This window comes from Janthinobacterium sp. 35 (genome assembly GCF_002754575.1).
Taxonomy (GTDB): domain Bacteria; phylum Pseudomonadota; class Gammaproteobacteria; order Burkholderiales; family Burkholderiaceae_D; genus Janthinobacterium; species Janthinobacterium tructae.
Window position 1 is genome coordinate 4,543,377 of sequence record NZ_PEFN01000001.1, and the last position, 23,172, is coordinate 4,566,548.

Annotated in this window: 15 protein-coding genes; 13 read left to right on the plus strand and 2 right to left on the minus strand. The window is 64.4% G+C overall.

Annotated elements, in window-relative coordinates; all coding sequences use genetic code 11:
* Window positions 1-36 precede the first annotated feature (36 nt).
* Window positions 37-927, minus strand: a complete 891-nt coding sequence (locus CLU93_RS20285) for an EamA family transporter (RefSeq protein WP_099763048.1) — start codon at window positions 925-927, stop codon at window positions 37-39.
* Between the two features lie 77 nt (window positions 928-1,004).
* Here CLU93_RS20285 and CLU93_RS20290 point away from each other — a divergent pair, with 77 nt between their 5' ends.
* On the plus strand, window positions 1,005-1,493 hold the full coding sequence (locus CLU93_RS20290) for an Lrp/AsnC family transcriptional regulator (RefSeq protein ID WP_099763049.1): 489 nt from the start codon (window positions 1,005-1,007) through the stop codon (window positions 1,491-1,493).
* Between the two features lie 123 nt (window positions 1,494-1,616).
* A complete protein-coding gene (locus CLU93_RS20295) occupies window positions 1,617-2,000 on the plus strand; it encodes a glutaredoxin (RefSeq protein WP_099763050.1) in 384 nt (127 codons plus the stop codon).
* Window positions 2,001-2,017: 17 nt separating this feature from the next.
* On the opposite strand, the gene CLU93_RS20300 is transcribed toward CLU93_RS20295, so the two are convergent.
* Window positions 2,018-2,254 carry a DUF3820 family protein gene (locus CLU93_RS20300; protein ID WP_071076391.1) on the minus strand — a complete coding sequence of 79 codons (237 nt, stop codon included), beginning with the start codon at window positions 2,252-2,254 and terminating at the stop codon, window positions 2,018-2,020.
* A 144-nt stretch (window positions 2,255-2,398) separates the two neighbouring features.
* Between CLU93_RS20300 and CLU93_RS20305 the strand changes: the two genes are divergently transcribed.
* From CLU93_RS20305 to CLU93_RS20355, 11 genes are all read left to right on the plus strand, one after another.
* A complete protein-coding gene (locus tag CLU93_RS20305; protein ID WP_099763051.1) occupies window positions 2,399-3,610 on the plus strand; it encodes an MFS transporter in 1,212 nt (403 codons plus the stop codon).
* Between the two features lie 61 nt (window positions 3,611-3,671).
* The gene (locus tag CLU93_RS20310) at window positions 3,672-4,889 is read left to right on the plus strand and encodes a YeeE/YedE family protein (RefSeq protein WP_099763052.1); all 1,218 of its coding nucleotides are present in this window, start codon (window positions 3,672-3,674) and stop codon (window positions 4,887-4,889) included.
* 81 nt (window positions 4,890-4,970) lie between these two features.
* Window positions 4,971-6,449: a sodium:solute symporter gene (locus CLU93_RS20315; RefSeq protein ID WP_099764506.1), complete on the plus strand. Its 1,479-nt coding sequence runs from the start codon at window positions 4,971-4,973 to the stop codon at window positions 6,447-6,449.
* Window positions 6,450-6,512: 63 nt separating this feature from the next.
* Complete coding sequence (sppA, locus tag CLU93_RS20320; RefSeq protein WP_099763053.1) at window positions 6,513-8,387, plus strand: signal peptide peptidase SppA; 1,875 nt, start codon at window positions 6,513-6,515, stop codon at window positions 8,385-8,387.
* Window positions 8,388-8,487: 100 nt separating this feature from the next.
* The gene (locus CLU93_RS20325) at window positions 8,488-8,769 is read left to right on the plus strand and encodes a GNAT family N-acetyltransferase (RefSeq protein WP_257225030.1); all 282 of its coding nucleotides are present in this window, start codon (window positions 8,488-8,490) and stop codon (window positions 8,767-8,769) included.
* Between the two features lie 409 nt (window positions 8,770-9,178).
* Window positions 9,179-10,543, plus strand: a complete 1,365-nt coding sequence (locus CLU93_RS20330) for an efflux RND transporter periplasmic adaptor subunit (RefSeq protein ID WP_099763055.1) — start codon at window positions 9,179-9,181, stop codon at window positions 10,541-10,543.
* Window positions 10,540-13,659, plus strand: a complete 3,120-nt coding sequence (locus CLU93_RS20335; protein WP_099763056.1) for an efflux RND transporter permease subunit — start codon at window positions 10,540-10,542, stop codon at window positions 13,657-13,659. Before CLU93_RS20330 ends, CLU93_RS20335 begins: the two co-directional genes overlap by 4 nt.
* Window positions 13,656-16,892 (plus strand): efflux RND transporter permease subunit, encoded by a 3,237-nt coding sequence (locus CLU93_RS20340; protein WP_099763057.1) that lies wholly within the window; start codon window positions 13,656-13,658, stop codon window positions 16,890-16,892. Before CLU93_RS20335 ends, CLU93_RS20340 begins: the two co-directional genes overlap by 4 nt.
* Window positions 16,889-18,313, plus strand: a complete 1,425-nt coding sequence (locus CLU93_RS20345; RefSeq protein ID WP_099763058.1) for an efflux transporter outer membrane subunit — start codon at window positions 16,889-16,891, stop codon at window positions 18,311-18,313. Before CLU93_RS20340 ends, CLU93_RS20345 begins: the two co-directional genes overlap by 4 nt.
* Before the next feature lie 115 nt (window positions 18,314-18,428).
* Complete coding sequence (locus tag CLU93_RS20350) at window positions 18,429-21,023, plus strand: chemotaxis protein CheB (protein WP_099763059.1); 2,595 nt, start codon at window positions 18,429-18,431, stop codon at window positions 21,021-21,023.
* Window positions 21,020-23,149, plus strand: a complete 2,130-nt coding sequence (locus tag CLU93_RS20355) for a PAS domain-containing sensor histidine kinase (protein WP_257225031.1) — start codon at window positions 21,020-21,022, stop codon at window positions 23,147-23,149. Before CLU93_RS20350 ends, CLU93_RS20355 begins: the two co-directional genes overlap by 4 nt.
* The last annotated feature ends 23 nt before the right edge of the window (window positions 23,150-23,172 follow it).

Below are 23,172 nucleotides of genomic sequence, written 5' to 3' on the forward strand. Positions count from 1 at the left end.
GGCTGCCCCTGTGCGGGGGCGCCCGCGCACTGAGGTTCAGGTATGCACGGCGGCGCACGGCGCATTGCGTCTCTGGCGCTGCGCCATGTAGGAGCTGCCCATCGACGCGGCCATGATCATGGCGATGGCCAGCCACTGCCCGGCACCCAGGCGCTCGTCAAGCAGGATGTACGCCAGCATGGCGGCCACGGCCGGTTCCATGCTGCTCATGATGCCGAACGCTTGCGGCGTCAGCCGCTTCAGGGCCACCATTTCCAGCGAGATCGGTATCGCGCTGGAAATGAGCGCTACCCCTAAGCCCACGCCCAGCACGACGGGCGAGAGCAGGGCGGCGCCGCTGTGCATCACCCCCACGGGCACCACCACCAGCGCGGCCATCGCCAGGCCCAGCGATACCGAATGGCCTGCATGCAAATGGCTGGCGCGTTTGCCGAAGAGGATATAGCTGGCCCAGCAGACGGCGGCGCCCAGCGCGAACAGCACGCCCGTGGGGTCCAGATTGCTGACGTCGTGGCCGAGCGGCAACAGCAACGCCAGTCCCGCCACGGCCAGTGCCACCCAGACGAAATCGACCGGCCGGCGCGAGGCCAGCAGGGCCACGGCCAGCGGGCCGGAAAACTCGATCGCCACGGCGATGCCGAACGGAATCGTGCGCAGCGCCATATAAAAACACAGGTTCGTCAGCCCCAGCGCCGCGCCGTACAGGGCCACCGTGCGCAGGTCGGCGCGGCTCAGCTGCCAGCGCCAGGGGCGCCAGAACAGCAACAGCAGCAGGGCGGAAAAGCCCACGCGCACGGCCGTCGTGCCTTGCGCACCGACCAGCGGGAACAGGCTGTGCTTGGCCCATGAGGTGCCCAGTCCCAGGCAGGTGACGGAGCCGAGGATGGCGAGCAGGGGAATCAGCGAGGAATAGCGGCGTAATGGCATGGTGATAAAAGGCTTGATATCGGAATAGTGAAAGTTTATTGTGTCTACTCTGATATTTGCACTGTATTTTGACCCTCATGGCGCAACTTTCGCTCACGCCTTCCCTCGCCCTCGATGCCTTCGACCTGGCGATCCTCGACATCTTGCAGCGTGATAACACGACTTCGCAGCGCGAAATCGCCCAGGCCGTGCATTTGTCCGCACCGGCCGTGCAGCGGCGCATCCGCCGCCTGCGCGAAAGCGGGGTGATCCGTCAGGAAGTGGCCGTGCTCGACGCCAGTCGCCTGGGCCGCCCCTTGATACTCACGGTGGAAGTGCATCTGCACGACGAGCACCCGCTGCGCACGGCCGGCCTGCGCGCGCGCATCATGGCCGAGCCTGCCATCCAGCAGTGCTACGGCATCACGGGCGAGGCCGACTACCTGCTGGTGATCACGGCCAGCAGCATGGCCGAGTACGAGGCGCTGACGGAACGCCTGTTCGGCGGCGACGACAATATCCGGCGCTACCGCACCTCGGTGGCCTTGACCTGCCTCAAGATGGGCTTGCACGTGCCGCTGGGATAGAGTGATCGGCGCTGCACGGCTATCTGCCCCGCGCGCCCGTATCGCCCACGCCGACCTGTGCGCGTGGCACACGTGTCACAATGCGTGACCCGCACGCCCCGTGCCACTCATCCCAGGACTTTCATGACCCGCGCCATCCTCGACGAAGCCCAGATCCATCCCGCCGCCCGCCCTTTGATCGGCAGCAAGCACCAGGACATCGTGTGCGAAGTGCAAGCGGCCATTGCCGCGCATCAGGTGGTGGTGGTCGGCATGGCGCTCAATCCGTTTCCGCGCAAGGCGCGCAAGATCCTCGACGTGCTGGGCACGCCCTACCAGTACCTGCAGTACGGCAGTTATCTGAACCAGTGGCATCGCCGCAATGCGCTGAAAATGTGGACGGGCTGGCCGACGTTTCCCATGGTCTTTGTCAACGGTGTGCTCATCGGTGGCGCCAGTGAGCTGCAAACGCTGGTGGGAAATGGCGAGTTCAGCGCCCTGCTGGCGAAGAAGGTACGCCAGTTTTAAGACCCGCCTGACTTCTCTTACTCGCCCGGCCGCCACGGCGACTTGCGCGTGCGCAAGGGGTCGAGCAAGCCGCGCAAATCATTGTGGTCGAGCTCGTACATCAGCGCAATTAAACTGCCCAGTTCGCCCGAGGGGAAGCCCTCGCGCGCGAACCAGCCCAGGTAGTGTCCCGGCAAGTCTGCCAGCAAGCGTCCTTGATATTTTCCATACGGCATTTCGCGCGTAACCAGCAGCGCCAGTTTTTCTGAATTCATGGTGGTGACCCCGTGTTGATGCGGCCAGTGTAGCAGACCATTAGATTGTTGATTTGAGCGCAACTATCTTCTGCCTGATGAGGTATTTTTAGAAACAAAGAAAACCCCGATACTGCATGCCACCATCATTTATCGGAGTTTGTCATGCCCATTGCCTTGCTCGCGCTGACCCTCAGCGCCTTTGCCATCGGAACCACCGAGTTTGTCATCGTCGGGCTGTTGCCCACCATCGCCGCCGACCTGGGCGTCAACCTGCCGTCGGCCGGCTTGCTGGTCAGCCTGTATGCGCTGGGCGTCGCCGTCGGCGCGCCCGTGCTGACTGCCTTGACGGGCAAGATCCCGCGCAAAACCTTGTTATTGTCGCTGATGGTCCTGTTCACCTTGGGCAATTTGCTGGCCTGGAAGTCGCCCGGCTACGAAACCCTCGTCATCGCCCGCATCCTGACGGGGCTGGCGCATGGCGTGTTCTTTTCCATCGGCTCGACCATCGCCACCTCGCTGGTGCCGAAGGACAAGGCGGCCAGCGCGATTGCCATCATGTTTACGGGCTTGACCGTGGCCCTGGTGACGGGCGTGCCGCTGGGCACCTTCATCGGCCAGCATGCCGGCTGGCGCGAAACCTTCCTCGCCGTCTCGGCGCTGGGACTGGTCGCCTTTGTCGGCAGCCTGCTGTACGTGCCATCGAGCATCAAGCACGGCAAGCCCGCGTCCCTGCTGCAGCAAGTGCAGGTGCTGGGCCAGCCGCGCCTGCTGCTGGTGTACGCCATGACGGCCGTCGGCTATGGCGGCTCCTTCATCGCTTTTACCTATCTGGCGCCGATCCTGCAGCAAGTGTCGGGTTTCAGCGCCGGCGCCGTGGGCGCGGTGATGCTCGTGTATGGCGTCTCCGTGGCCTTCGGCAATATCTGGGGCGGCAAGCTGGCCGACAAGCAGGGCCCGGTGCGTGCGCTGAAACGTATCTTCCTGCTGCTGGCAGCCGTTTTGCTGCTGTTGACCTTCACGGCGCCGCATCGCGTGCTGGTCGTCATCACCGTGCTGCTGTGGGGCGCCGTGGCTTTCGGTAACGTGGCTGGTTTGCAAGTGTATGTGGTGCAGCAAGCGGAGCACTTCACGCCCCGCGCCGTCGATGTGGCCTCGGGCTTGAATATCGCCGCTTTTAATCTGGGCATCGCCGGCGGCGCCTGGGGCGGCGGCCTGATCGTGGAACACCTGGGCCTCGTGCATACGGGCTGGATCGGTGCCCTCGTCGTGCTCGGTGCGTTCGGCTTGACGGCCCTGAGCGGCCGGCTGGATCGGCGCTATCCCATCCCCGTGCGTGCCGGCGGCGAAAAGTCGATGCATGCGGTGGGGCATTAAGCTGGCACGGGCGAGCGTAGGGTTTACAATAGTGCTTACCTTTCTCTCGCCCATACTCCCCATGTCCGATACAGCAATGTCACCGCTGCGCCTGCGCGCCGCCATCAATCCGAAACCGCTGGGCGTCGCCCTGTTGCTCATCGTGCTCGGCGCCTGGTACCTGGCGCAAACCGTCGGCGCCACGCTGTCCGCGCTGTACGTGGTGGGCGCCTTGCTCGGCGTCACCCTGTATCACGCGGCCTTCGGCTTTACGTCCGCCTGGCGCGTCTTCATCGCCGATGGCCGCGGCGACGGCTTGCGCGCGCAAATGCTGATGCTGGCTGTGGGCGTGGCGCTGTTCTTCCCCGCGCTGTCGGCCGGCACCCTGTTCGGCACGCCCGTCGCAGGCCTCGTCTCGCCGGCCGGCACCTCGGTGATCTTCGGCGCCTTCATCTTCGGCATCGGCATGCAGCTGGGCGGCGGTTGCGCCTCCGGCACCTTGTACACGGTCGGCGGCGGCAGCACGCGCATGCTCATCACGCTGGCCGCCTTCATCGTCGGTTCCGTGATTGGCACGGCGCACATGCCGTTCTGGACGGCGCTGCCGCAATTGAAACCCATTTCCCTCGTCACAAGCCTGGGCCTGGTACCCGCGCTGGCGCTGAACTGGATCGTCTTCGCGCTGATCGCCGGCATCACGGTGCTCGTCGAAAAGCGCCGCCACGGCAAGCTCGTCGCCACGCCGCTGCGCCCGGCGCAGGCGTCGCCCTGGCTGCACGGCCCCTGGCCGCTGGTGGCGGGCGCCGTCGCGCTCGTCGTGCTGAACTTCGCCACCCTGGCGCTGTCGGGCAAGCCGTGGGGCGTGACGTCTGCGTTTGCCCTGTGGGGCGCGAAAGCGGCGTCCGTGGTCGGCATCGACACGGCCAGCTGGGCTTACTGGTCGACCAAGGCCAATGCTGCCGCGCTGGCCGCGCCATTGACGCAAGACAAGACTTCCGTGATGGATATCGGCATCGTGCTCGGTGCCATGCTGGCGGCGGCGCTGGCCGGCCGCTATGCGCCCGTGTGGCGCATCCCGCGCCGCTCGATCATCGCCGCCATCGTCGGCGGCTTGCTGCTCGGCTACGGCGCGCGCCTGGCGTATGGCTGCAATATCGGCGCGTATTTCAGCGGCATCGTCTCGGGCAGCCTGCACGGCTGGCTGTGGCTGGTGTGCGCTTTCGTTGGCAACGTCGTCGGCACGCGCTTGCGTCCGTGGTTCGGCCTGGAAGTGGAGCGCGTGAAACCGACCGGCTGCTGACACCGGCGTCAACAGGGGCTTTGCTGTACGCTTTCCTGTATATTGCTGCCCCTGTTCACCTTTGGCGCCAGCGCAACGTTCATGTCCCCAGTCACCCTGTTTGCCGTCATCCTCGCGTATTTCCTGATTTTGCTGGGCGTGGCGTGGCGCACCTCGCGCCACGCCACCAACGACAGTTTTTTCATCGGCAACAAGGACAGCAACTGGATGCTGGTAGCCTTCGGCATGGTGGGCACGACGCTCACGGGCGTGACCTTCATCAGCGTGCCCGGCGCCGTGGGCAGCAACGGATTCGGCTACATCCAGCTGATGCTCGGCTATGTGCTCGGCTACCTGGCCATCACATTCATCTTGCTGCCGCTGTACTACCGGCTGCAGCTGACCTCGATTTACCGCTACCTGGAATGGCGCCTTGGCCGGCGTGCCTACCAGAGCGGTGCCGCATTCTTTATCCTGTCGCGCCTGCTGGGCGCCACGGCGCGGCTGTATCTGGTGGTCAATATCCTGCAAGCGACCATACTCGACAGCCTGGGCGTGCCGTTCTGGCTGACGTCGTGCGTCGTGCTGCTGCTGATCCTGCTCTACACCTACGAGGGCGGCGTGAAAACCATCGTCTGGACCGATACCCTGCAAACGGCGTGCATGCTGGCCGGTCTCATCATCTGCAGCGTGTTTTTGTTGCGCGCAATGGATCTGTCCTTCATCGACAGCCTGGAGCGCATGCGCGCGCAAGGCCTCACGCGCATCTTCACCGTCGACCCGGACAGCCCCGCGTATGTGTGGAAGCACATCGTGGCCGGCATGTTCATCACCATCGCCATGACGGGCATGGACCAGGAAATGATGCAAAAGAACATTTCCGTGCGCACCTTGCGCGATTCGCAAAAGAACATGCTCAGCCTGACCGTGGTGCTGACGGGCGTGCTGCTGCTGTTCCTGTTTTTGGGCGGACTGCTGCACCTATACGCGCCGCTGGCCGGCGTGACGGCCACGGGCGATAAACTCTTCCCCGCCATCGTGCTCGGGCATTTCCCCGCCGTGGTGCAGCTGATCTTCTTCATCGCCCTCATTTCCGCCCTGTTTCCCAGCGTGGATGGGGCGCTCACTGCCCTGACGTCCACCTTCTGTATCGATATTTTGGGCGTGCAGCGCAGGCCGGAGTTGAGCGCGGCGGCGCAGATGCGCTGGCGCCGCCGTGTGCACCTGGGGTTTGCCGCACTGTTCCTGATATTGATCATGGCCTTCAAGTGGCTGGACGATCCCAGCATGATCGGCGTGATCCTGAAGCTGGCCAGCTATACCTATGGTCCGCTGCTGGGCCTGTTCGCCTTCGGCCTGCTGAGCCGGCGCGGCGTGCGCGACCGCTGGGTGCCGCTGGTGGCTGTGGCGGGGCCGCTGCTGTGCGCGCTGATCGAGCAGGAGCAGGCGCGGCTGTTCGAGCATTACCGCATCGGCCTGGAATTGCTGATCCTGAATGGCGCCCTGGTGCTGGGCGGCCTGTTCCTCATTTCCACGCAGCCAGGGCAGGCCATCAAGGGCGCGGCACACTTGTCAAAATAAGACGATTTCGGCCATTTTCAGTTATATTGGTTTCCTTTCGGTACACAACCCCACGGAGCATCAATGTCACTCAACCCCTTCCCGCCGCTGCGCCGCGGTTTTGGCGCATTCTGGCGCGCGCTGGACGCCACCCGCCGCGCGGTCATCAATCTGATTTTCCTGCTGATCGTCATCGCCATCCTGATCGCCATCTTTGGCGGCGGCGCCAAGCCCCTGGCGGAAAAGACCACCCTGGTGCTGGACTTGCAAGGCCCGCTGGTCGAGGAAACCCCGGGCGGCGTGCGCGAGGCGGTGCTGGCTAATGTCAGCGGCGAAGTCAAGAAAAACGTGCAGTTGCGCGACGTGCTGGCGGTGCTCGACACGGCGGCCAAGGACAAGAACATCGGCTCCATGGTGATCCTGCTCGACGAGCTGCAGGGTGGCGGCCTCGCGTCGCTGCGCGAAGTGGCGGCCGGCGTGGAGCGTTTCCGCGCCACGGGCAAGAAAGTCACGGCCTGGGGTTCCAGCTACAACCAGCGCCAGTACCTGGTGGCGGCCAAGGCCGACGAGGTATTCCTGCACCCGATGGGCGGCGTGATGCTGGAAGGCTTTGGCCGCTACCGCAATTACTACCGCGACGCGCTCGACAAAGTGGGCGTGACGGTGAACCTGCTGAAAGTGGGCACGTACAAGAGCGCGGCCGAGCCGTTCATCGCCAACGGCCCGTCCGAAGCGGCGGCCGAAGCGGACCGCTACCTGAACAACGGCCTGTGGACCACCTACACGACGGACGTGGAAAAGGCGCGCAAGCTGCCGGCCGGCGCCATCATGCAAACGATCGACAAGCTGCCCGAGCTGATGACGGCCGCTGGCGGCGACCTGGGCAAGCTGTCGCTCAATGGCAAGCTGGTCGACGGTCTGAAAACGCGCGATGAACTGCGCCAGTTCATGATGGCGCGCGGCGCGAAGAACACGGAAGGCACGAACTTCCGCCAGATCAATTACACGGATTACCTGGCGCGCCTGCGCCCCGTGCATATCGGCGACGCCGTCGGCGTGGTCATCGCCTCCGGTGAAATCGGCGACGGCATCGCTTCGCCGGGCGCCATCGGCGGCCTGTCCACCTCGCGTCTGATCCGCCAGGCACGCGAAGACAAATCGATCAAGGCCATCGTGCTGCGCGTCGATTCGCCTGGCGGCAGCGCCTTCGGCTCGGAACTGATCCGCCGCGAACTGGAACTGACGCGCGCCGCCGGCAAACCGGTGGTCGTTTCGATGGGCAACGTGGCCGCTTCGGGCGGTTACTGGATCAGCACCTCGTCCGATGAAGTGATTGCCGACGCGGCCACCATCACCGGTTCCATCGGCGTGTTCGCGATTTTGCCGACGGCCGACAAGGTGGTGGAAAAGCTGGGCATCCACACGGCCGGTTCGCCGACCACCTGGCTGGCCGACGCGGGCAACCCATTGCGTCCGCTCGATCCCCGCTTCGCGCAAGTGATCCAGGGCTCGATCAACCACGTGTATGGCGACTTCCTGAACCTGGCCGCCAAGGCGCGCAAGACGACGCCGGAAAAGATCGATGAAGTGGCGCAGGGCCGCGTCTGGACAGGCTTGCAGGCGAAAGAGCGCAACCTGGTCGACCGCATCGGCAGCTATGGCGATGCGCTGGCCTCGGCTGCCAAGCGCGCCAAGCTGGGCAGCGATTACCGCGTGACCTACCTGGAGCAGGAAACCTCGAACGTGGACCGGCTGATCGGCATGTTCGGCTCCAAAGCCATGGCCTCGCTGGGTCTGGGCGAGCACGTGAAGCTGGGCCTGGCCACGACGGGCTTGCCGGCCGACGCGGCGCTGGGCATGGCGCAGGACCTCTCCTGGCTGTCGGGCATCACGCGCGAACACAAACCGTTCATGGCGCTCACGCACTGCCTGTGCGAGGTGCCGTTGGGCGGCAAGTAAGGTAGGCCGGGGTCGGACCCGCCGGGTCCGACCCCATACATGAAGCACAGCATGGCAAACGACATGAGCACACACTGACACGGCGATCACCAGCCTGCCCGTGGCGGACCCGCATCCGCAAGACCTGGAAATCAAGCGCATCTGCCTGCTGCACCGCTTCCAGGGCCAGCGCATGGGCCAGCGCATGGGCCAGCGCCTGATGCAGGCGGCGCTGAGCCAGGCGCGCGCCAGCGGGGCAGGGCGCGTGCTGCTGGGCGTGTACGCGGAAAACCACGATGCGCTGGCGTTTTATGCGTGCCGCGGCTTTGCGCAAGTGAGCCGGCGCACCTTCCGCGTGGGCCGCACCGATTACCAGGATGTCATCCTCGGCATGACCTTGTAAGCGCAAACGGCCCGCATGGTGCCAGGTCAAGGCCGATGGCGGGAGATTTGTAGCGAGTTTGTATCTGCATGCGAGTCGCCCGCGCACCGCTGGCGCCGGGCCGCGAGGCCCCGCAAGCCTGATTTTTCCACCGTTCCCTCACAGCGCAGGCACGCCAGCCTGTCCTCCTGATCCTCCCATGCCAGCCTGGCTGTGTGTAATTGTTTCAAGTAGAAATGAAACAGATACATGACTATGCTAGAGTCGTTTCGCGCTAGGGAGCGATGTTTTTTCAGCTGATTTTCAGCTCTTGACTCCCTGACGCTTTGTAGCTCATTCAACCCCGAAAAACGGTCGTCCGGCCTGAGTGTGTTCCACCTCGGCCGGCGCCACAGACTCGCCGTGCCAGCGGCGTATACAAGGATAAGCGATGGATTCGCAGACAACACACCCTACCCCGCGGCGCAGCCGCCGTTCGAAAATCGTCGGCACAGTCATCGCGCTGGCCGTGATGGCTGCGCTGGGGGGCGGTGCCTGGTACCTGACCCACTCGGGCACCAGCGTCCAGGGCGGCCCCGGCATGGGTGGCCCTGGCGGGCCAGGTGGCCCGGGCGGGCGCCGTGGCGGCCCATCGACCACCGTGGGCGTGGCCACGGCCGTCAAATCTGACTTGCCCGTGGTGCTCGATGCGCTGGGCACGGTGACGGCCGCGTCCACCGTGACGGTGCGCCCGCAAGTGTCGGGCATTTTGAAAGAGCTGAAATTCAAGGAAGGCGGCATGGTCAAGGCGGGCCAGGTGGTGGCGCAGATCGACCCGGCGCAGTTCGAGATGGCGCTGATGCAGGCCACGGGCCAGCGCCAGCGCGATGAAGCGCAGCTGGAAAACGCGCGCCTGACCCTGAAGCGCTATCAAACCCTGCTGGGCCAGGATTCCATCGCGCGCCAGGAGGTCGATACGCAGGCCGCATTGGTGAAACAGCTGGAAGGCACCGTCATGACGGACCGCGCCGCCGAAGGCACGGCCAGACTGAACCTCGGTTATACAAAAGTGGTGTCGCCGATCAGTGGCCGCGCAGGCCTGAAGGTGGTCGATATTGGTAATCTGGTCAGCACCAGCGACGCCGGCGGCGTGGTGGTGGTGACGCAGCTGTCGCCCATCGACGTGCAGTTTTCCGTGTCACAGGATAAAGTGCAGACCATTCAGGAGCGCCTGAATGCCGGCTCGGCCCTGCCGGCGCTGGCGCTGGACCGCACGCGCACCCATACGCTCGACAAGGGCAGCTTGAGCGCGCTCGATAACCAGGTCGACGTGCAGACGGGTACCGTGCGCGCCAAGGCCCGCTACGCGAATGACAAGATGGCCCTGTTCCCCAGCCAGTTCGTCAACGTGCGCCTGGAACTGGGCAATATCACGGGCGCCGTGCTGGTGCCCGTGACGGCCCTGCGCCACAGTAACAACGGCGACTTCGTGTATGTGCTGAAAGCGGATAAAACCGTCACCGTGCGCATGGTCACGCGCGGCCAGGCCACCACCGACATGGTGGAAATCCGCGCCGGCCTGGAAGCGGGCGAGCAAGTCATCACGGAAGGCGCCGACCGCCTGAAGGAAGGCGCCAAAGTCACCCTGGCGGGCGACAAGCCTGCCGGCGCGCGCGGTGCAGGCGCCGGTGGCGCAACGGGCGCGAACGGCGAACGCCGCCACCGCCGCCAGCAGGCTGACGGCGCGGCCAGCGCATCGGCATCCGCGCCAGCTGCAGTGCCAGCCGCCGCGCCAGCGAAGGGCGTAGCGCAATGAGTCCATCGACTCCCTTCATCCAGCGCCCCGTCGCCACGGCGCTGCTGATGCTGGCCATCGTGCTGGCGGGGCTGGTCGGCTTCAAATTCCTGCCACTGGCCGCCTTGCCGCAGGTGGACTTCCCCACCATCCAGGTGCAGACCCTGTACCCGGGCGCCAGTCCCGAAGTCATGGGGCAGACCGTCACGGCGCCGCTGGAACGCCAGTTCGGACAGATGTCGGGCTTGCAGCGCATGAGTTCCACCAGCGCGGCCGGCGTCTCCCTCATCACCCTGCAATTCACGCTGGGCCAGACGCTGGACGTGGCCGAGCAGGAAGTGCAGGCCGCCATCAACGCGGGCGGCTCGCTGCTGCCGACCGACTTGCCGGCGCCGCCCGTGTACGCGAAGATCAACCCGGCCGACGCGCCCGTGCTGACCTTGGCGATTACCTCGGACACGATGCCGCTGACGCAGGTGCAAAATATCGTCAACACGCGTCTGGCGCTGAAGATCAGCCAGGTCAACGGCGTGGGCCTGGTGTCGCTGTCGGGCGGCCAGCGTCCCGCCGTGCGCATCCAGGGCGACACCAAATTGCTGGCCTCGTATGGCCTGGGCCTCGACAGCCTGCGCACCGCCGTCGCGGCGGCCAACGTCAACAGCGCGAAGGGCAGTTTCGACGGTCCCACGCGCTCGTTTACCATCAACGCCAACGACCAGTTGGTGACGGCGGAAGACTACAAGCGCCTGATCATCACCTATAAAAACGGCGCGCCCGTGCGCTTGGCTGATGTGGCCAATGTCGTCGACAGCGCGGAAAACACGCGCCTGGGCGCCTGGTCGGGCAAGCGGCCGGCCATCATCCTGAACGTGCAGCGGCAGCCCGGCGCCAACGTCATCAAGACGGTCGACGCCATCAAGGCCCTGCTGCCGGACTTGCAGGCCAGCCTGCCGGCGGCCATGAAGCTCGATGTGCTGAGCGACCGCACCACGGGTATCCGCGCCTCCGTCGAGCACGTGGAAATGGAACTGCTGTTGTCCGTGCTGCTGGTGGTGCTGGTGATCTTCGCCTTTTTGCACAGCATGCGCGCCACCGTGATCGCCAGCCTGTCCGTGCCGATTTCGCTGATCGGCGCCTGCGGCGTCATGTATTTGCTCGGCTACAGCCTGAACAACCTCTCCTTGATGGCCTTGACCATCGCCACCGGCTTTGTCGTCGATGACGCCATCGTCATGATCGAAAACATCGCCCGCTACATCGAAGAGGGCGAAACGCCGATGGCCGCTGCCCTGAAGGGCGCGTCGCAGATCGGCTTTACCATCATCTCGCTGACGGTGTCCTTGATCGCCGTGCTGATTCCCCTGCTGTTCATGGGTGACGTGGTGGGCCGCTTGTTCCGCGAATTTGCCATGACCCTGGCCATCACGATTCTGATTTCCGCCGTCGTCTCGCTGACCCTGGTGCCGATGATGTCGGCGCGCTGGCTGAAAAGCCGTGCCGATGAAAAGGTCAGCGCCATGGGCCAGCGCATCCAGGCTTTCCTCGACCGCGTGATTGTGCAGTACGACCATGCGCTGGTGTGGGTATTGAAACGCCAGGGCTTGACCCTGCTCGTCGCCCTGGCCACCTTGCTGCTGACGGTGATTCTGTACATCACGATTCCGAAAGGCCTGTTCCCCACGCAAGACACGGGGCAGCTGAAGGCGCGCATCGAAACCTCGCAAGCCGTTTCCTACGAACGCATGGCGACCTTGCAGCAGGCCGCCGCCAGCGCGCTGCTGGAAGACCCCGCTGTCGATACCTTGAGTTCCCTCGTCGGCGTCGATGCGGCCAACAACACCATGCTGCACACGGGCAGCATGCTGATCAACCTGAAGCGTCCGCGCAGCGGCAATCAGGACGAGATCATGGAGCGGCTGCGCAACCGCGTGGCCAAAGTGGCCGGCGTGACCTTGTATCTGCAGCCGACGCAGGATCTCACCATCGATGCCGAATCGGGACCCACGCAGTACCGCGTCTCGCTCGAAGGGGCCGACACGGCCACCGTCACCGAGTGGGCCGGCAAGCTGGCCGCGCGCATGCGTGAAAAAACGCAGCTGCGCAACGTTGTCACGGATGCGGGCGCCACGGGCGCCGCCGTCACCGTGGCGATTGACCGAGACAGCGCCGCGCGCATGTCGGTGACCACGGCGACCGTCGACGATGCGCTGTACAACGCCTTCGGCCAGCGCATCATCTCGACCATTTTCACGGAAACCAACCAGTACCGCGTGATCCTCGAAGCGCAGCCGGGCATCGTCACCACGCCGGCCGATCTGGCGGAACTGCAGGTGCGTACGGGTTCCGGCAAGTCGACGCCGCTGTCCGCCTTTGCCAGCGTCAGCGAAAAACAGGCGCCGCTGCAAATCACGCACGTGGCGCAGTATCCGGCCACCACCCTGGGTTTCGATACGGTGCAAGGCGTGGCGCTGGGCAGCGCCGTCGACGCCATCCGCCAGGCGGCCAAAGACATCGCCTTGCCGCCATCGGTGACGTTGACCTTCCTCGGCGCGGCCGGCGCGTATGAAAATTCACTGTCGAACCAACTGTGGCTGATCCTGGCCGCCGTCGTTTGCGTCTACATCGTGCTGGGCGTGCTGTACGAAAGCTACATTCACCCGCTGACGATTCTGTCGACGCTGCCGTCGGCCGGCGTGGGCGCCTTGCTGGCGCTGATGATTTCCGGGCAGGACCTGGGCGTGATCGGCATCATCGGCATCATCCTCCTGATCGGCATCGTCAAGAAGAACGCCATCATGATGATCGACTTCGCCATCGAGGCCGAACGCGATGAAGGAAAAAGCCCGCAGGAAGCCATCCACCAGGCGGCCCTGCTGCGTTTCCGCCCTATTTTGATGACGACCCTGGCGGCGCTGTTCGCGGCCGTGCCGCTGATGCTGGGCTGGGGCGAGGGCGCCGAGTTGCGCCGTCCGCTGGGCCTGGCCATCTTCGGCGGCCTGATCGTCAGCCAGGTGCTGACCTTGTTTACCACGCCCGTCATCTACCTGGGCTTCGACCGCCTGGGCCAGCGTTTCGCGCGCAAGACACCTGGGGTGAACCTGGACAAGCCGGCCGATAATGCGGGGAGCGCTGCGTGAACCTGTCCGAACCGTTCGTCAAGCGCCCCATCGCCACCGTGCTGCTGACCATCGGCATCGCGCTGGCGGGCATCGGCGCCTTCTTCGTGCTGCCCGTCTCGCCGCTGCCGCAGGTCGACTATCCGACCATTTCCGTCAGCGCCAGCCTGCCCGGCGCCAGCCCCGCGACCATGGCCACCTCGGTGGCCACGCCGCTGGAGCGGCGCCTGGGCGTGATCTCGGGCGTGAACGAGATGACGTCGTCGTCGGGCACGGGTTCGGCGCGCATCAACCTGCAGTTCGACCTGAACCGCAAGATCGATTCGGCCGCGCGCGAAGTGCAGGCGGCCATTGCCGCCGCGCGCGTGGACTTGCCGGCCACCCTGCGCAGCAACCCCACCTACCGCAAGGCCAATCCGTCCGACGCGCCCGTGATCATCCTGGCGCTGACGTCGAAAACGCGCACGCCGGGCCAGATCTACGATGCTGTATCGAATCTGGTGCAGCAAAAGGTGGCGCAAGTGAAGGGCGTGGGCGACGTGGAACTGGGCGGCGGTTCGCTGCCGGCCGTGCGCGTGGAATTGCTGCCCTACCAGCTCAATCACTACAGCGTGTCGATGGAAGACGTGCGCGCGGCCATCCAGGCCAGCAATGCCAACCGTCCCAAGGGGGCGATTTCCGGCGATGCGCGCAGGCTGCAGATCTATTCGGGCGCCAGCACGGCCTCGGGCGGGCGCAGCGCCGCCGACTACCGCAGCTTGGTGGTGGCCTGGCGCGATGGCGCCGCCATCCGCCTCGACGACGTGGCTGAAGTGGTCGACGGCGTGGAAAACAACAATACCCTGGGCCTGTTCAATGGCGACCCGGCCGTCATCGTGCTGATCACGCGCCAGCCGGGCGCCAACGTCATCGCCACGGTGGACGGTGTGCGCGCGCTGCTGCCGCAACTGCAGGCGCAGCTGCCCGGCGACATCAAGCTGCAGGTGGCGTCCGACAGCACCAACTCCATCCGCTCGTCCCTGCACGAGATCGAATTCACCTTGATCCTGTCCATCGTGCTCGTCGTGCTGGTGGTCAGCGCTTTCCTGCGCAGCGTGCGCGCTACCATCATCCCGGCCGTGGCCACCATCGTCTCCTTGCTGGGTACCTTTGGCGTGATGTACATGCTGGGTTTCAGCCTGAACAACCTGTCGCTGATGGCGCTCACGGTGGCCACCGGCTTTGTCGTCGACGATGCCATCGTGGTGCTGGAAAACACGCAGCGCCACATCGAGGCGGGTATGGACCGCTTCAAGGCGGCCCTCTTGGGCGCGCGCGAAGTGGGTTTTACCGTACTGTCGATCAGCCTGTCGCTGGTGGCCGTTTTCATCCCGCTGCTGTTCATGGGCGGCCAGGTGGGGCGGCTGTTCCGCGAATTTGCCGTCACCTTGTCGGCCGCCGTGATGATTTCGCTGGTGATCTCGCTCACGACCACGCCGATGATGTGCGCCTGGCTGCTGAAAAGCGGCCAGCAGCATAAGAAGCCGGGTGTGGTGGCGCGCTGGTTCGAGCGCGGTTTCGAGCGCATGCTGAAAGTGTATGAACATTGCCTGGACTGGGCTTTGTCGAGCGCCGCGCTGGTGATGACGATCCTCGTGTTCGTCGTCGGCCTGAACGTGTACCTGTTCGCGGCCGCGCCCAAGGGCTTCTTCCCGCAGCAGGACACGGGCCAGATCAATGGCGGCATGCGCGCCGACCAGAGCATCTCGTTCCAGGCCATGCAGGGTAAATTGCGCCAGCTGGTCGACATCATCAAGGACGATCCGGCCGTCGCCACCGTCGTCGGCTTTACGGGCGGCGGACGGGCAGGGGGCGGCTTCATGTTCATCGATTTGAAACCGGCCTCGCAGCGTACCGACAAGGGCCAGGCCGTGATCGCCCGTTTGCGCCCGCAGCTGGCCAAGGTGACGGGCATTTCGCTGTTCCTCAACCCCGTGCAGGATTTGCGCATGGGCGGGCGTTCCAGCAATTCCACCTACCAGTACACCCTGATCAGCGACAACCAGGCGGACCTGAAGAAATGGGCGGCGAAACTGGCCGACCAGATGAAACTGCAGCCGGCCCTGATCGACGTCGACACGGACCAGGCGGAAAACGGCGTGGAAACGTTTGTTTCCATCGACAAGGACCGCGCCACGCAGCTGGGCGTGCAAGTCAAGGATATCGACAATGCGCTGTACAACAGCTTCGGCCAGCGCCAGGTGGCGACCATCTACGATGAGCTGAACCAGTACCACGTGATCATGGAAGTGGCGCCGCGCTATGCGCAAAGCCCGGAAGCGCTGCGCTCCGTGTATGTGCCGGCCTCCAACGCGGCCGGTGTCAGCACGACCACCAGTGTAGTCACATCAGCCGTCACCGCGACGACGTCCAATACGACGGCGGCGCGCGATCCGTCCAGCGGCTCGGCCCTGTCCACGACCCTGGCGCACATGGTGCCGCTGTCCTCGTTCAGCAGCTTTGCCGAAAGCTCGACGGCCACCTCGATCAACCACCAGGGCGGGGAGCTGGCCACCACCGTGTCGTTCAACCTGGCCGACGGTTATCCGCTCAGCGACGGGCAGGCGGCCGTGGCCCAGGCGGAGTCGGAAATCGGCATGCCGGTGAATGTGCGCGGCAGCTTCCAGGGTTCGGCGAAGAGTGCCCAGGACAGCAACAAGGAGCAGCCGTTGTTGATCCTGGCGGCCATCGTGGTGATCTACATCGTGCTGGGCATCCTGTACGAAAGCCTGATCCACCCGATCACCGTGCTGTCGACCCTGCCCTCGGCGGGGGTGGGCGCCGTGCTGGCCTTGCTGCTGTTCCGCATGGAGTTTTCCATCATCGCCCTGATCGGCGTGTTCCTGTTGATCGGTATCGTCAAGAAAAATGCTATATTGATCATCGACTTCGCGCTGGAGGCCGAGCGTTCGCGCGGCTTGACAGCGGTGGAAGCGGTGCGCGAGGCATGTTTGCTGCGTTTCCGCCCCATTCTGATGACCACTCTGGCGGCGGCGCTTGGCGCCTTGCCGCTGGCGATCGGTTTCGGCGAGGGGTCGGAGCTACGCCAGCCCTTGGGGGTCGCCATCATCGGCGGCCTGATTGCCAGCCAGTTACTCACATTGCTGACCACCCCGGTGGTCTACATCCTGCTCGACAAGCTGCGCACGCGCAGCGCCGACGAGCAGCAATTGAGCCGCATTCCTGGGCCAGATAACCCGAGCACACAATCATGAAGCAAGTAAAACCTATTCCATCCGCCGTCCCCGCACGCCACCTGCTGGCATTGGCGGCGGCCGCAGTTCTCCTGGCCGGTTGCGCCGTCAGCCCCGCGTATGAAACGCCGACGGCCGCCGCGCCGCAAACGTTCAAGGAAGCGGCCGGCTGGCAACCTGCCGTGCCGGCCGATACCCTGGAGCGCGGTCCCTGGTGGACCCTGTTCGGCGACGCGCAGCTGAACCAGCTGGCCGAAGGCATCGACATCTCGAATCAGAATGTGGCCGCTGCCATCGCCTCGTACGAGCAGGCGCGCGCGCTGGTGCGCGAACAGCGCGCCTCGCTGTTCCCGACGGTGAACCTGACGGGCAGCGGTGCCCGTTCCGGTGGCGGGGGCGAGCAGCAGACGAACAACAACTTCAAGGCCGCCATCGGCGCCTCGTGGGAACCGGACGTGTGGGGCAAGCTGCGCGCCGGCGTGACGGGGGCCGATGCCAGTGCCGCCGCCAGCGCGGCCGACCTGGCTGCGGCGCGCCTGTCGGCGCAGGGCGAGCTGGCCATCAATTATTTTTCGCTGCGCCAGAGCGATGCGCAGATCGCGCTGCTGAACGCCACCATCGATGGCTACAAGCGCGTGCTCGACATCACCAGCAACCGCTTCAATTCCGGCATCGCCGCCAGGTCCGACCTGCTGCAGGCGCAGACGCAGCTGGCCAATGCGCAGATCGATCTGTCCAGCCAGACGCGTTCACGCGCGCAGCTGGAACACGCGATCGCCATTCTGCTGGGGAAGGCGCCGTCCGACTTCAGCCTGGCCGTGGCGCCGTGGACCCTGACCGTGCCCGAGGTGCCGCTGGGCGTGCCGTCGACCCTGCTGCAGCGCCGTCCCGACATCGCGGCCGCCGAGCGCAGGGTGGCCGTGGCCAACGAGCAGATCGGCATCGCCCGCTCGGCCTACTACCCAAGCCTGAACCTGACGGGATCGTATGGTTCCGGCGCCAGCAAGGTCGGCGACCTGTTCAATGCTTCGTCGAGCCTGTGGTCGCTGGGCGTGTCGGCCGCGCAAACGCTGTTCAACGCGGGCGCCACCACGGCCAGCGTGGACGCGGCCAGGGCGGGGCATGAGGCGGCCGTGGCGCGCTACCGCCAGACGGTATTGAGTGCCTTTGGCGCCGTGGAAGACCAGTTGTCGGCCACGCGCGCGCTGGCCGAGCAGCTGGCCTTGCGCCAGCAGGCCTCGTCCGCCGCCGACCAGGTGGAGCAGCAGATGCTGAACCGCTACAACGCGGGCCAGGTCGGCTATACGGACGTGGTGACGGCGCAAGTGACGGCGTTGTCGGCGCGCCGTTCGCTGGTGCAGGCGCAGGCGGACCGCCAGACGACGGCCGTGGCGCTGATCCAGTCGCTGGGCGGCGGCTGGCATGTGCCGCAGGCGCAGTAAGGGGTAGGCAGCCCGCGCGCCAAATTCGCGTTTTGCCGTGCGTCTTGGGTGCTAGAATGCCAGATTATCTATCCGCCAGCCAGGCGCACGTGCCGCGGCTGCATTCTTGCCGACGATGACACGCAGCAAACAGAGCAATACTTCCGTTCCCGAGTTGGCCACCATCGTTTTCCCTGTGGTGGCCATCGGCGCTTCCGCTGGCGGGCTCGATCCCATCGTCGCTTTCCTGGCGAACGTGCCGCAGGAAAGCGGGATTGCCTATGTGGTGATCCAGCATCTTGATCCCACGCAAAAGGCCATGCTGCCGGAATTGCTGCAGCGCGCCACCAGCATCCCCGTCACCGAAATCACGCACCAGGCGGAATTGCGGCCCAACCATATCTATGTGATACCGTCGAACGCGGACCTGACTCTGTCCCGGGGGCGTTTCCTGCTCAGCGAGCCGCTGCAGCTGCGCGGGCACCGCCTGCCCATCAATACTTTTTTCGAGAGCCTCGCCAGTGAGCTGGGCGAACTGGCCGTGGGCGTGATTTTTTCCGGCATGGGCAGCGACGGCACGCGCGGCTTGCAGGCCATCAAGCAGGCGGGCGGCCTGACTCTGGCGCAGCACCCGGATGCGGCCAAGTTCGACATGATGCCGCAGAGCGCTATTTCCGCAGAAGTGGTGGACCTGATTGACTTTCCCGACAAGATGCCGGAGAAGATCATCAGCTATCTGTTCCGCAGCAGCTTTCTCAGCTTGCCGGGGCACGAACCGGGCGGGCGCAATTCTCTGCAAGAAATTGTGGGCTTGCTGTCGGCGCACACGGGCAACAGCTTTACCGACTACAAGATCAATACGGTGCTGCGCCGCATCGAGCGGCGTATGAGCTTGTATCAAATGACGTCGATGGAAGAATATGTGCCGTATTTGCGCGCCAATCCCGCTGAAATCGATTTATTGTTCAAGGAATTGCTGATCGGCGTGACGAGCTTCTTCCGCGACCAGAAGGTGTGGGAGTACCTGAAGATGGTGGTCTTGCCGCAAATGCTGGCGGCCCATCCGGACGGGCGCGCCTTCAAGGCATGGATACCGGCCTGTTCCACGGGAGAGGAAGCGTATTCGCTGGCCATGGTCTTCCATGAAGTGGTGGCCAGCAGCAACCCGCCATCGAAGTACAGCCTGCAGATTTTTGCCACCGACCTGTCGGGCGACGCCATCGACCGCGCGCGCCAGGGGCGCTTTCCGCACAGTATCAGCAGTGATGTATCTGCCGAGCGCCTGGAGCGTTTCTTCTTGCGCGACAAGAACGACTACCACGTGAAAAAAGAGATCCGCAACTCGATCATCTTTGCCCAGCAAAACATCATTTCGGACCCGCCGTTTACCAAGCTCGACATCCTGTGCTGCCGCAATCTGTTGATTTATCTCAATGCCAAGTTGCAGCAGCGTTTGATACCCTTGTTTCATTACGCCTTGAACCGGGACGGAATTTTGTTGCTGGGAAGCGCAGACACGCCCGGTCATTTTTCCGACCTGTTTTCGCCGCTGACCACGTCGACCCGGCTGTACCGCCGTCTCGACAACCTGGCGCGCCAGCGCCTGCCCACGTATTTTCCTACCAAGGTATCGTTGGCATCCCCACCTACACCTAGCGACACGAGAGAAGTCAGCATGACCGGAAAGATACAATCCCATGTCGAGCAATTATTGCTCCAGAAATATTCACCGGCTGCCGCGCTGCTGAACCAGGATGGGGACATCCTGTACATCAACGGCCGCACGGGCGCGTTTCTGGAACCGGCGGCAGGCAAGGCCAACTGGAATATTCACGCGATGGCGCGCGAAGGCTTGCGCTATGAGTTGGCAGGACTCATCAAGCAAGCGCTGCAAAGCGAAAGCGTGGTGCGCCTGAAGGGCCTGGTGGTCAAGGACCATATGGGCCAATCGCTGGGCGTGGACCTGAGCGCGGAAGCGCTGAGCCAGCCTGAATCCTTGCGCGGCATGGTGTTCGTGACGTTTTCCAGCGCGCCACTGGTGGCCGAAGTGCGCCGCGGCCGCTCGCCGAATCCGAAGGTGCTGGAACTGGAGCAGCAGCTGATCCAGGCGCGCAATGAAATCCAGGCCGTGCGCGACGAGATGCAGACCTCGCGCGAAGAACTGAAATCGGCCAACGAGGAATTGCAGTCGACCAATGAAGAATTGCAATCGACGAACGAGGAACTGACGACGTCGAAGGAAGAAATGCAGTCGCTCAATGAAGAGCTGTACACGGTCAATGCCGAGCTGCAATCGAAGGTCGATGATTTGTCGCTCGTCAACAGCGACATGAAAAACCTGCTCAATAGCACCGATATCGCCACCATCTTCCTCGACAGCGAGCTGCGCATCCGCCGTTTCACGGCGCCGGCCACGCAAATTTACAAGCTGATCCAGACGGACTTGCGCCGCCCGCTCAGCGACATCGTCAACGACCTGACCTACCCGAACCTGGAAGCGGACGCACTGGAAGTGATCCGCAGCCTGGTGTTTTGCGAGCGGCAAGTGGAAACCAAGACGGGACGCTGGTACAACGTGCGCATCATGCCGTACCGCACGATCGAGAATGTGATCGATGGCGTGGTGGTGACCTTCATCAACATTACAGAATCGAAACTGCTGGAAGCCCAGTTACGGCAAATCCAGTCCGGCGCGGCGGCAGACGGGAAAGCGGGAGAGAGCGCGTCATGAGCGAACCATTCGACGACGGGAGCGGGCTGGCCAGGTTGCGAGAGCAGGCCGAGCAATTGGCGGCGCAGCAGCGCCAGTCCGTAGCGCCGCCGCAGTCGAATGAAGAGGTGATGCGCCAGCTGCATGAATTGCAGGTCAGCCAGATTGAGCTGGAAATGCAGAGTGCGGCCCTGGCCGAGCTGGAACAGCTGAAGAATGAGTTTGAAAGCAGCCGTGACCGTTATGCGCAACTGTATGAACAGGCGCCCGTCAGCTATTTTTCGCTGGCGCGCGAGGGCGTCATCACGCGTGTCAACGTGGCGGCCTGCGGCTTGTTGCAGCGCGACAAGAACCAGCTGCTGGGGCGGCGTTTCGAGCAATTCGTCGCGCCGCATGCGCAGGGCGGCTTCCGCCGCTTCCTCGATGCCGTCTTTGCCAGCGGCGCGCGCCAGGTGCTCGAGGCAAAACTGTTCGAAGGCGAAGCGGGCGGCATGGGCGGCATGGTGCGCATCGAGGCCAATGTCGACGCGGCCAGTGCCACGGCGCGCATGCTGGTGACGGACCTGGGCGACGAGCATGCGCGCGAATCGGCCTTGCGGCGCGCCTTCGTCATCCTCGACAGCATCCGCGAAGGCGTGCTGGTGACGGACAGCGGCAACCGCATCATTTCCGTCAATCCCGCCTTCACCACCATCACCGGCTACCAGGCGGAGGAAGCCATCGGGCGCGATCCGTCCTTCCTCGGCGGCGGCACGCATTTGCCGCATTTTTATGCAGCCATGTGGCGCAGCCTGCACCAGGATGGCAGCTGGTATGGCGAACTGGTGAACCGGCGCAAGAATGGCGAGCGCTTCGTCGAATCGCTGTCGATCACGCCCATGCGCAGCCCGGACGGCGGCATCAGCCACTTTGTCGGCGTGTTTTCCGACATCACGGAGCGCAAGCTGGCCGAAGCGGACTTGCGCGAACTGCACCGCGAACTGGATCAGCGCGTCATCGACCGCACGGCCGAATTGCTGCGCGCCAACCAGCATCTGCAGCTGGAAGTGCAGCAGCGCGAGCGGGCACAGGAAGCCTTGCGCGATGCCGAGCGCTTCTTTCACGCCACCATCGATTCGCTGACGGACCGGGTGCTGGTGCTGGACCAGGCGGGCAGCCTCGTGCATGCCAACCAGGCGTGCCTGGCCTTCGTCGGGCAAACGCCACGGCCGCTGCAATACCTGGAATTCTGCGAGACGGACCCGCGCTGGCAGCGCAGCGCGGGACGCGAGCTGTCCGCCGGCATTCGCGCCGTGATTGCGGGCACGGCCGACACGTTTGCGCTCGAGTATGAATTTGCCACGCGCTCAGGCCCCCGCTGGTCGCAGGCCAGGATCAGCCGTTTCCTCGGCGAAGGGCCGCTGCGCGTGGTGGTGGCGCACACGGACATTACCGAGCGCAAGCTGATGGATGGCGCGTTGCGCCAGTCGCATGCGCAGCTGCGCCAGCTGGCGCTGCACCTGGAAACGGCCAAGGAAGACGAGCGCAAGCGCATTTCGCGCGATATCCACGATGAACTGGGGCAAAACCTGCTGGCGCTGCGCATCGATATTTCCATGCTCAGCGCGCGCACGGAAGGTTCCCATCCGCGCCTGCACCGCCGCGTTGGCGCCGTGCTCAGCAATGTCGACACCACCATCAAGAGCGTGCGCGGCATCATGAACGAGCTGCGCCCGATGGCGCTGGACCTGGGCTTGCAGGCCGCTATCGAATGGCAGGTGGGTGACTTCCGCAAACGCAGCGGCGTCGTTTGCCGCCTGCTGATACGCGACGAGGCCCTGTTTGCCGCCATCGGCAGCCAGGTCGAGATCGTGCTGTTTCGCATCGTGCAGGAAGCGCTCAGCAACGTCATGCGCCATGCCCAGGCCAGCCAGGTCGAGATCGAGCTCAGTTCGGATGCCTGTGCCGTGTATGTGGTCATCAGCGACAACGGCATCGGCATCACGCCGCAGCAGCAGCGCAAGAAGCAGTGCTTTGGCCTGATCGGCATTACCGAACGCGTGACGGCGCTGGGCGGCCACTTCGAGGTGGGCATGCCGGCCGCGGGCGCCGGTTGCCGTTTGTCCCTGCAGATTCCCTTGCCGGGAGCGGGGCGGCCGGCCGCCTGATACAGAAATTGCAATGCGTTAAT